Source organism: Pedobacter sp. 01N416 (genome assembly GCF_056399685.1).
Genome location: NZ_JBFTRT010000167.1, coordinates 1 through 10,939 on the forward strand (window position 1 = coordinate 1; position 10,939 = coordinate 10,939).

Here is a 10,939-nt window from a genome sequence, read left to right on the forward strand (position 1 = left end):
GGTAAAGCATTAGATCAAACCGGTAAAGCAATTGGTAAAGGTGCTAAATCTGTAGGTAATAAAACTGCCGAAGTAGCAGTAAAAGGCAGTTCGAAAGTTGCAGATAAAACCTGGAAAGGTAAAATGGCCCCAGATGGATCTAATGTTTACATCAATGCGAAGAATGAAAAATATTATGTAAACTCGAAAGGTGCTAAAATCTGGTTAAAACCTAGTCAGATTAAAAATAGACCTGAGCCTAAGAAATAGAAGAATGTAATTTAAAGAAGTCAAGTTTTTAAAACCTGACTTCTTTTTTATAAACAAAACGGAGGGTTTAATCTATACTATCGTACCATACAGATCGAAATCTTCAGCCCTGTCTATCTTCACATTAACAAAGCTTCCGTTGGCGGCATAACCTGTAGCTGCATCGATTAAAACTTCATTATCAACCTCAGGTGAATCGAATTCGGTTCTGCCAACAAAGAAATCGCCTTCTTTTTTATCTACCAGCACCTTGAAGGTTTTGCCTACTTTTTCTTGATTAATATCGAACGAAATACCTTGTTGTATTTCCATAATATCATCAACACGTTGTTGTTTTACTTCGTCAGAAATATCATCAACTAAGGTATGTGCATGTGTTTTTTCTTCATGCGAATAAGTAAAGCAACCCAAACGATCGAATTTGGTTTCTGCAACCCATTCCTTCATTTCTTCGAAATCATGTTCAGTTTCGCCAGGATAACCACAGATTAGCGTGGTACGCATGGCGATGCTTGGTACTTTATCACGGATCTGATTGACTAAATCGATGGTTTTTTGTTTGGTGGTACCACGGCGCATCGATTTTAACATATTATCGGTAATGTGCTGTAATGGCATATCCAGGTATTTGCAGATGTTATCGCGCTCATTCATGGCATCTAAAATTTCCATGGGGAAACCAGAAGGGTAGGCGTATTGCAAACGGATCCATTCGATTCCGGGAACATCTGATAAACGACGCATCAACTCATCCAACTTGCGTACACCATAAAGGTCTAAACCATAATAGGTAAGGTCCTGAGCAATTAAAATCAATTCTTTTGTGCCGTTTTTAGCTAGTATTTTAGCCTCGTTAACCAATTCTTCCATTGGTTTACTCAAGTGTTTGCCACGCATTAATGGGATGGCACAGAAAGAACACGGACGGTTACAGCCTTCGGCAATTTTAAAATAAGCGAAATGAGAAGGAGTGGTGAGCAAACGATCGCCAATAAGTTCGTGCTTGTAATTGGCACCTAACTCATGTAAAATATTCTGTAGATCGTTAGTGCCGAAAAAAGCATCAACGTTGGTGATTTCTGATTCAAGTTCGGGTTTGTAACGTTCAGATAAACAACCTGTAACCACTACTTTGCCAATTTTACCGGCTTCTTTTAGTTCGCTGAACTGTAGAATGGTATCGATTGATTCTTGTTTAGCATTATCGATAAAACCGCAGGTGTTAATTACAACGATATCATCTTTGCCCATCTTGTCTGATTCGTGCACAACATTTAAGTTGTTGCCACGCAGCTGCCCCATCAATACTTCCGAATCGTATATGTTTTTTGAACAACCTAATGTAATTACATTAATTTTAGGTTGTTTAATTGCGCTTTTACTTCTTACTATTTTGGTATTCATATTATATGTGATTTCACCGATTATCAAATGATTTAGGCGATAATCTTTTTTATTGATTATGAGATAATTGCCTCTGTTTTTTTGCTAAACAGATAACCGTTTTACTTCGCAACTTGTGTTGCCAAAGTTAATCAATAATCCTGTTTTAATTTTGCTGGCTTTTAAGTATGATATAAGTTGACTTTGAAACAACTTAGGTTGGTACCCTGTTACTGATTTTAATTCCACAATTACTTTATCCTCAACAAAGAGGTCGCATCTAAATTTTCCAATAATTATATGCTCAAATACAACATTAAATTCTTTTTCTGCGACGTAATTTAAACCTGCCTGTTGGAGTTTAATCTTTAAGGCATTCACATAGATATATAAAACTGTTAAATCTACCAATCGGTGTAATCACCTAAATCGGTGGAATCAACCACGAAGTGAATTGTAGACTAAATCCTCAGTGGAATCAAACGCTTGCGCCTATTTAAACAAACTATTCACAAACTCTTTCTTATCAAAAAGCTGTAAGTCGCCAATTTTTTCTCCTACTCCAATATATTTAACAGGAATCCTGAACTGATCTGAAATTCCGATTACTACACCACCTTTTGCTGTTCCGTCTAATTTTGTAATGGCCAATGCATTAACATCAGTAGCTTCGGTAAACTGTTTGCACTGTTCAAAAGCATTTTGTCCGGTCGAGGCATCTAACACCAATAAAATTTCGTGCGGTGCACCTGGTACTACCTTTTGCATCACCTGTTTAATTTTACCCAACTCATTCATCAAACCGATTTTGTTGTGTAAACGTCCGGCAGTATCAATAATCACTACATCTTCGTCGTTAGCAACAGCCGATTGTAGGGTATCAAAAGCAACTGAAGCAGGATCAGAACCCATAGCCTGTGCCACAACCCTCACGCCGACACGTTCGCCCCAGAGTTTAATCTGGTCAACGGCCGCAGCTCTAAAGGTATCGGCTGCACCTAATACTACTTTAAGACCGGATTCTTTAAGTTTGTGGGCCAGCTTTCCGATGGTAGTGGTTTTACCAACACCATTTACGCCAACCACCATAATTACATAAGGTTTATGATCGCCGTATTCGAACTGGCGGAAATCGTTACTGTTGTTTTCGGATAAAAGTAACTGGATTTCATCACGAAGGATAAAATTTAGTTCTGAGGTATTGAGGTATTTATCTTTGGCAACACGTTCTTCGATACGTTTGATAATTTTTAATGTAGTACTTACACCAACATCAGAAGTAACCAAAACTTCTTCCAGATTATCGAGCACTTCATCATCAACAGAAGATTTTCCTGCTACAGCTTTGGTAATTTTATTAAAGAAACCGTCTTTAGTTTTCTCTAAACCTTTATCCAGTGCTTCCTGAGCTTCAGGTGCAGTTTCTTTCTTTTTGAAAAAATCGAATAAACCCATATCTAAATTTTTATATAACAAAAAAAGCCCTTCCGGTTAAAACGGAACGGCCTTTAATATTTTTAATATTAAAAAATATTAACCTTATTTAGATGCAATAGCATCTTTTACGTGGTCGTTGTGTACGATAAGTTCTTTGAATGAGTAAGCACCAGTTTTTGGTGATTTTACCATTGTAATTACTTTCGAATATTCTTTACCTGTACCTGTTTTAAGGGTTGCAACTACTTTCTTTGCCATGTTCTTATAATTTTAATTATTAGATTTGAGATATCAGACACTAGATTTGAGACTTGCAAAATGCTTTAGTCTTTAAGCTTTGGTCTTTTATTCTTAACCTATTTAATTTCTTTATGTACGGTTACTTTTCTCAATACTGGATTGAATTTTTTCAATTCTAATCTTTCAGTAGTGTTTTTACGGTTTTTGGTAGAAATATATCTAGACATACCTGGCATGCCACTTTCTTTATGTTCAGTACATTCTAAAATAACCTGAACTCTGTTACCTTTTTTTGCCATTTTAATATAAATTGAAAACTGTTAATCTCAACAGTTAATGTTTTTTACAAAAATCCTTTTTTTACGAAACGGTTAATTGCTTCGCTAATGCCCACTTTATTGATGGTTTTAATCGCTGAAGTAGAAACTTTCAACGTAATCCAACGGTTTTCTTCAGGAATATAAAATTTCTGAAGTTGTAGGTTTGGGTAAAATTTGCGTTTGGTTTTAACGTTTGAGTGAGAAACGTTGTTACCTACCATTGCTTTTTTTCCTGTTAAATCACAAACTCTTGACATGACTTGTAAATATAGTTGTTAATATCGTCCGCTTAATTTTTTTAAGAGTGTGCAAATATCTGAATAATAATTGTAAACAGCAATAGCGTAGCTAATTATTTTTATAATTAATATTTATGGGCGGAAAAGGTTTGTGCAATTTTTGTTAAAGCCAAACCTTAAATTCTTCCTATATTACATCTATTTAAAATAAATATTTCTTATCAAACGTTTGATATTCATTTTGATACGATTAGACTATTTCTCCTTATTATTATTTATTTAAATTAGCCCCCACTAATCCAAAATATAGAACAAGCAATGCAAATTACATCTTTTAAGCAATACGAAGAAGATTATAAGAAAAGCGTAGAAAACCCAGAACAATTTTGGGGCGAAGTGGCGCAAAACTTTCAATGGCGCAAGCCTTGGTTCAAAGTATTATCATGGAACTTTAACGAACCAAATATCAAGTGGTTCGAAGGCGCTAAACTTAATATTACCGAAAATTGTTTAGATCGGCACTTAGCTGCCAATGGAGATAAACCAGCTATTGTTTGGGAACCTAATAATCCAGAAGAAGAAAGTGTTACTTATACTTATAAAATGTTGCACGAACGCGTTTGCCGTTTTGCCAACGTTTTAAAACGTAATGGAGCAAAAAAGGGCGACCGTATTTGTATTTATATGCCTATGGTGCCCGAGTTGGCTATTGCTGTTTTGGCCTGCGCAAGAATTGGTGCCGTTCACTCGGTTATTTTTGGTGGATTTTCTGCTAAATCTATTGCCGACAGGATTAACGATTCGCAATGTAAAGTAGTGATTACGGCCGATGGTTCTTATCGTGGCAATAAACAGATTCCTTTAAAAGATGTAATTGACGATGCCTTAATTGGTTGCCCAACCGTAGAAAAATGTATCGTGTTAACCCATATCCGTACACCTGTTTCGATGCTGAAAGGCAGGGATGTGTGGTGGGAAGATGAAGTTAAACACGTAAATGATATTTGTGAAGCGGAAGAAATGGATGCAGAAGATATGCTGTTTATTCTCTACACATCTGGCTCTACCGGAAAACCCAAAGGTGTGGTACATACCTGTGGTGGTTATATGGTTTATGCCGGTTATACTTTTTCGAATGTATTTAACTATCAGCCTGGTGAGGTTTATTTTTGTACAGCCGATATTGGCTGGATTACCGGTCACTCTTATATTGTTTACGGACCGCTTTCGCAAGGTGCTACTTCGGTTCTTTTCGAAGGTATTCCTACTTATCCAAGCCCATCTCGTTTTTGGGATATTGTAGAAAAACATAAAGTAAATACTTTGTATACTGCTCCAACGGCTATCCGCTCATTAATGAGTTTTGGTGAAGACCCATTAAATGGCAAAGATTTAAGCTCAATCCGCGTTTTAGGGTCGGTAGGAGAGCCGATCAACGAAGAAGCTTGGCATTGGTTCGATGAGAAAATCGGGCACGGTAAAGCGCCTATTGTTGATACCTGGTGGCAAACGGAAACGGGAGGCATTATGATTTCGCCTATTGCTACGGTAACACCAACCAAACCAAGTTTTGCTACATTGCCTTTACCAGGAATTCAGCCAATTTTAGTTGATGAAAATGGTAATGAAATTGAAGGAAATGGTGTAATGGGAAATCTTTGTATCAAATTCCCCTGGCCGGGCATGTTGCGTACCACATACGGCGATCACGAACGTTGCAAACAGACTTATTTCTCTACTTACGAGAATTTATATTTTACAGGCGACGGCTGTTTACGTGATGAAGATGGTTATTATCGAATCACAGGCCGTGTTGATGATGTATTAAATGTTTCTGGACATAGAATTGGTACCGCTGAAGTAGAAAATGCCATTAATATGCACGCTGGTGTGGTAGAAAGTGCGGTTGTGGGTTATCCGCATGATGTAAAAGGCCAGGGCATTTACGCTTTTGTAATTTACCCTGAAATGCATGGCGAAGCAGAATTATCTAAAAAAGATATTTTACAAACGGTTACCCGTGTAATTGGGGCGATTGCCAAGCCTGATAAAATATTGTTTGTTTCTGGTTTACCCAAAACACGCTCGGGCAAAATTATGCGTAGAATTCTGCGTAAAATTGCCGAAGGAGATACCACTAATTTAGGCGATACTTCTACGCTGCTTGATCCAGGCGTGGTAGAAGAAATTATAGCAGCAGCAAAAAAACTTTAAATTTAAATGAAAGATAAAAAAAATGCCCCAAATTTTTTGGGGCATTTTTGTTGATATGTAATTTTAATAACCTGGGTTTTGAACCAAGTTTTTGTTTGCATCAATTTCACGTTGTGGAATTGGGAAAACCAATCTGGTAGAGTTCCAGGGTATGTTTCCAATATTGGTTTGCGTTCTTTTAGCATCGTGTAATGAAAAGCCTTCAAAAGCAAATTCAAGTTTCCTTTCATTTAGAATATTTGCCAGGGTAGCGGTTAGTGTTGTTAAGCCAGCCCTGCTTCTAACGGTGGTTAAATCTTGTAGTGGTGTAACGCCTCCAATAGGAGCAGCCGGAGCTAAGCGTGCATTAGATTCTGCCCTGATTAAATACATTTCTGCCAGCCTGATTACGGGAACATTTCCGAACTGATTTCCAAATTTCGCCGTAAAAATATCGTCATCATCGTAAAAAGCATTAGCCCTATCGTCGCCTGCACTATAAGTTGCGTCAATCCAATCTTGCGAAATTACCGCATCTCCACGGCCACCAAATGTAGATGAACCATAAAATTCATTAAAACCGTTAAATCCGGTTAAAGTTGTTACCTGCATAGCGAAAACATCTTCCGTCGAATTTTCTCCGGGTTTTGCAGGTTTTCCACTTTCTGGCATTTTAGGAAAAGCATCCAGGTAGGTCCCTGTTAACTGATAATTTCCTGAAGTAATTACCCGGTTTGCAGCAGAAGCGGCAGCACTATAATTGCCCATTTGTAAATACAACCTGGCTAACATTGCTGCAGCCGAAGATTTAGTGGCAAAGAAACTGTTGGTTGCAGGCAATTTAGCCTCAGCATCGGTTAAATCAGCTATGGCCTGATTATAAACCGCCGCTACTGTAGCCCTGCTTACATAACTTGATTCATTTACAATGCTGGTAGGGCTTAATACGATCGGTACACCCAGGTTTGTACTTGCCGAACCATCGTTATAGGCTTTTCCAAATAACCTAACCAACTCAAAATAGGCTGCACCCCTAATAAATTTGGCTTCACCTTCAACTCTACTCTTTTTAGCAGCATCTACTTTATCTATAGCTGCAATAACATTATTGGCATCATTAATTGCGGTATAGCCTGATGCCCAAACGTTATCAACAAAAGTATTTGTTTTTAGTAACGACTTGTTTATCGCCTGGGTTAGTTCTTCATACGTGCCGAACCATTCAATGGCATCAGTATTCGCTAAGAAATCAGTTATCAAAAACGAACGGCCACCGAAAAAATTACGGCTGCCAAGATCTGAATAGGCTCCAATTAGCGCTCCTTCAACATCTTTAGAGGTAAGCAAAGCATTTTTTTGCTCAATGGTATCAACAGGATTTACATCCAGTGCCTTTTTGCATGATGATAAAGCCATCAAAAACACGCAAGCAAATATGATATTATTTATATATGTCTTTTTCATTTTGATTCTTTTTTAATTATAGGCCAATGTTAATACCCAATGAAATTACCCGTGGTTGTGGTGCTGAGTAAAAATCTACGCCCTGATTAATGTTTGTCGATTGATAATCTGCATTAACCTCCGGGTCCCATCCTTTGTAACCGGTTATGGTAAGCAGGTTTTGCGCCGTAGCATATAACCTTAATTTGCTTAACTTAATTTTGGTTAACACCGAAACTGGAAAAGTATAGCCAAGCGTTAATGTTTTTAAGCGGACATAAGAACCATCAGATAAATATCTTGTTGAGTTTCCGATACCATTACCTGCAAACAGACGGGGCTCCGGAACAGATGTAACATCACCCGGTTTATCCCAATAGCTCATTTGATCTACAGTTTGGTTATCATAGCCGTTTGATGCGTTGGCGCTCATATACTGGCCGCCAGCATTGAAAATTTTATTGCTCTTTACACCTTGAAAAAATATACCTAAATCGAAATTCTTGTATGAAAAAGTGTTGTTTAAGCCAAATGTATATTTAGGATTAGGGTTGCCTGCAAAAATCCGTTGTGCATCGTTAATGTTATTTGTTGTACTCCTGTCTACATTGCCATTTGCATCAACTGTGTTTTTGTAATAAATCGCATCACCATTAGCCGGATTTACCCCAGCATATTCCGGGATGTAAAATACGCCGATCGGTTGCCCTGAAATAGCCGCATTTATTTCATTGCTATTTAAAATCTGCCCTCCTAAATTTGTAATCTTATTGTTGTTAATTGCTCCTGTTATTGCTGTTGACCATTTAAACGCGCCTACAAAATTTTCTGTATTGATGCCCAATTCAAACCCGGTATTTTTTAATGAACCTAAATTTTGGGTTTTAGTAGAGAAACCTGTTGTTTGCGGGATAGGCACATCTAATAATAAATCGGTGGTATTTTTTTGATAAAAATCAAAAATTCCTGTAATTCTATTCTTTAAAATACCAAAATCAAAGCCGATATCGAGTTGTTTCGTTTTTTCCCATGTTAAGTCCGGATTGGCTATTCGCGAAGGAATCTGCCCAGGCAAACCACCATATGCCCCTGTTCCGGCGAATAAACCACGGGCAGAATAATTACCAATTTCGGCATTACCCGTTAAACCATAACTTGCCCTAAATTTTAACAAACTGATGGTTTCACTTTGTTTTAAGAAATCTTCTTCAGATGCAATCCAAGCCACTGAACCTGCCGGGAAATACCCATATCTATTATTGGTTCCAAAACGTGATGAACCATCAGCCCTTACACTAAAACCTACTAAATAACGGTCGTTGTATTTATAATTGGCCCTAAAGAAATAAGACAGAAAGCTAAAAGCACCCTCATTACTGGTTGCAATCACTTTTGTTGCAGCAGAACCTAATTTAATGTAAGAATCACTTGGGAAATCCTGTCCTTCAATGGTGCTGTACTTGGTGGTTGATTTTTGATAACTTGTACCCAAAATAACATCAAAAGCACTTTTGCCGATAGTTGTATTATAACTGAAGAAATTATTGGTGTTGGCATTAATTACAAAAGTTGAAATATTTTGCCCGTAGCCATTTGAAGTACCAGTATTTCTAAAAGTTAATGAACCATAATAACTTTCTTCGTTTTGATTTAAGTTATCAATAGAAAAATCAGTGCTGAATTTTAATCCCTTAGCAATGTTGATATTCGCAAAAGCTTTGCCAATTGTTCGGTACACTGTTGCTTTATAAAAAGCATTATCGACACTAATGAATGGATTGTAATATACTGGATAATTTGAAGCGGCTCCAGGTAAAGTTCCACTTATTAAACCCGACCTTGGATCTATAAAAGGCGTAATAGGAGAGAGTGCTACAGATTGTAGCGGACTTGAAAAGGCATTATCATTTGATAGCCTGTTATTAATACTATTTGAAAAATTAAGGTTAATACCCACTTCTAAAAAATCAGTTACTTTATTGGTCAGGTTTAACCGGCCGCTGTAGCGTTTATAACTGTTGCCTATCACAATTCCTTGTTGATCTAAGGCCTGGCCACCGATATAAAATTTCGTTTTTTCATTTCCCCCTGTTAAATTAAGGTCGTATTGTTGCGTAACAGGTTTATCCTGAAAAGAAGCAGCTTCCCAGTTAGAATTTACTTTATAAGTTTGATAATCGTTGTTACCAGCAGAATACCGGTTTAAACGTGCCTCTACACTTGCGCTATAATCATCTAATGCTTCTTGCAGGGTTGCATAATCTCCATTGAGAAAATCCTGATTCGCCTGGCCCTGCCCAGCTCTTCGCTCTATTTGAACGTACTGTTCTGCGTTTAAAAAATCCCTATGGTTAGAAGGTGAGCTTACACCACCCAGTGCATTAAACTGGATAAGTGTTTTGCCTGCCTTACCTTGTTTGGTTGTGATCAATACCACGCCATTTGAAGCTCTTGCACCATAAATTGCCGATGCCGATGCATCCTTTAATACTTCTATAGATTCGATATCATTGGTGTTTATATCTGCCAGAGCACTCGTAGGCGCAGTAGTACTCGAAAAATCTCCCGAGGTAATTGGTATTCCATCAACAATGTACAGCGGCTCGCTACCTGCAGTTACTGATGCAGCGCCCCTTACCCTTACCGTTATTCCCTGCCCTAATTTTCCATTTTGAGCGGCAATCTGAACACCTGCTGCTTTTCCTTGTAAGGCCTGTTCAAAACTTGTTACAGGTAAGTTTTCCAGGTCTTTAGATTTAACAGAGGCTACAGATCCTGTCACATCGCGTTTATTCTGCGTTCCATAACCCACCACCACCACATCTGATAGTGTATTGTTTTCCTCATCAAGGTTTACATTGATGCTTTGCCCTGTAATAGGCACTTCTTTGGTTTTGTAACCAATAAAGCTAAAAACAAGTGTTTTGGCATCATCCGAAACGGTTAATTTAAAGGCGCCCGAGGCATCACTCTGTGTGCCATTAGCTGGTGAGCCTTTTACAAATACGCTAACGCCCGGAATTGGTCCGGAGGTAGACGTAACTTTCCCGGTAATCACTTTGCTTTGTGCGAAAGCAAATGAAATTGCACCGAGATACAAAAGCATACTTAAGAGTAGTTTTTTCATCAAATTGGTAGTTTTAGTTAGTAATGTTTAATAGTTCGTAGAAACGAATTTTAATATAATTAAAAATTTTTATAAAACCTGCTGTAGTTAAGCGAAATTGGATCGTTGTTTGGTTTTTTGAGCTCAAATCAAAACAAAAAGTGGTGAAAAATGTTGATAGATTTAAAAAAGTATATTATTTACCACAAAAAAACACGAGCATGGATAAGTTAGAATTAAAAGGGAAGTGGAATGAAATAAAAGGAAAGGTTAAACAAGCTTATGCCGATTTAACTGACGATGATTTAAAACACGAAGAGGGGCAAGAC

General features: G+C 37.6%; 11 protein-coding genes. 3 read left to right on the forward strand and 8 right to left on the reverse strand.

The genetic code is table 11. The annotated features are described in order from the left end of the window. Positions 1–249: hypothetical protein (locus tag AC1DND_RS11215; protein WP_477581646.1), on the forward strand; the 249-nt coding region annotated here is incomplete at its 5' end. A 72-nt stretch (positions 250–321) separates the two neighbouring features. Here the strand turns inward: AC1DND_RS11215 and rimO are convergent. The 6 genes from rimO to rpmB form a co-directional block, all read right to left on the reverse strand. Beyond that, complete coding sequence (gene rimO, locus AC1DND_RS11220) at positions 322–1,653, reverse strand: 30S ribosomal protein S12 methylthiotransferase RimO (protein ID WP_477581648.1); 1,332 nt, start codon at positions 1,651–1,653, stop codon at positions 322–324. An 84-nt stretch (positions 1,654–1,737) separates the two neighbouring features. Continuing rightward, positions 1,738–2,013 (reverse strand): GxxExxY protein, encoded by a 276-nt coding sequence (locus tag AC1DND_RS11225; RefSeq protein ID WP_477581656.1) that lies wholly within the window; start codon positions 2,011–2,013, stop codon positions 1,738–1,740. A gap of 111 nt (positions 2,014–2,124) precedes the next feature. Beyond that, on the reverse strand, positions 2,125–3,087 hold the full coding sequence (ftsY, locus tag AC1DND_RS11230) for a signal recognition particle-docking protein FtsY (protein WP_057932079.1): 963 nt from the start codon (positions 3,085–3,087) through the stop codon (positions 2,125–2,127). An 84-nt stretch (positions 3,088–3,171) separates the two neighbouring features. Beyond that, positions 3,172–3,327: a DUF4295 domain-containing protein gene (locus AC1DND_RS11235; RefSeq protein WP_010599808.1), complete on the reverse strand. Its 156-nt coding sequence runs from the start codon at positions 3,325–3,327 to the stop codon at positions 3,172–3,174. A gap of 98 nt (positions 3,328–3,425) precedes the next feature. Then, on the reverse strand, positions 3,426–3,608 hold the full coding sequence (gene rpmG / locus AC1DND_RS11240; protein ID WP_010599807.1) for a 50S ribosomal protein L33: 183 nt from the start codon (positions 3,606–3,608) through the stop codon (positions 3,426–3,428). A 44-nt stretch (positions 3,609–3,652) separates the two neighbouring features. Then, positions 3,653–3,886 carry a 50S ribosomal protein L28 gene (rpmB, locus tag AC1DND_RS11245; RefSeq protein WP_025145121.1) on the reverse strand — a complete coding sequence of 78 codons (234 nt, stop codon included), beginning with the start codon at positions 3,884–3,886 and terminating at the stop codon, positions 3,653–3,655. Positions 3,887–4,174: 288 nt separating this feature from the next. On the opposite strand from rpmB, the gene acs reads away from it, so the two are divergent. Continuing rightward, positions 4,175–6,082 (forward strand): acetate--CoA ligase, encoded by a 1,908-nt coding sequence (acs, locus tag AC1DND_RS11250; protein WP_477581658.1) that lies wholly within the window; start codon positions 4,175–4,177, stop codon positions 6,080–6,082. Between the two features lie 63 nt (positions 6,083–6,145). Here acs and AC1DND_RS11255 read toward each other — a convergent pair whose 3' ends face one another. Continuing rightward, on the reverse strand, positions 6,146–7,525 hold the full coding sequence (locus AC1DND_RS11255) for a RagB/SusD family nutrient uptake outer membrane protein (RefSeq protein WP_477581652.1): 1,380 nt from the start codon (positions 7,523–7,525) through the stop codon (positions 6,146–6,148). A 16-nt stretch (positions 7,526–7,541) separates the two neighbouring features. Next, positions 7,542–10,631, reverse strand: a complete 3,090-nt coding sequence (locus AC1DND_RS11260) for a SusC/RagA family TonB-linked outer membrane protein (protein WP_477581654.1) — start codon at positions 10,629–10,631, stop codon at positions 7,542–7,544. 200 nt (positions 10,632–10,831) lie between these two features. Here AC1DND_RS11260 and AC1DND_RS11265 point away from each other — a divergent pair. Then, on the forward strand, positions 10,832–10,939 hold a 108-nt coding region (locus AC1DND_RS11265), incomplete at its 3' end, for a CsbD family protein (protein WP_477581660.1).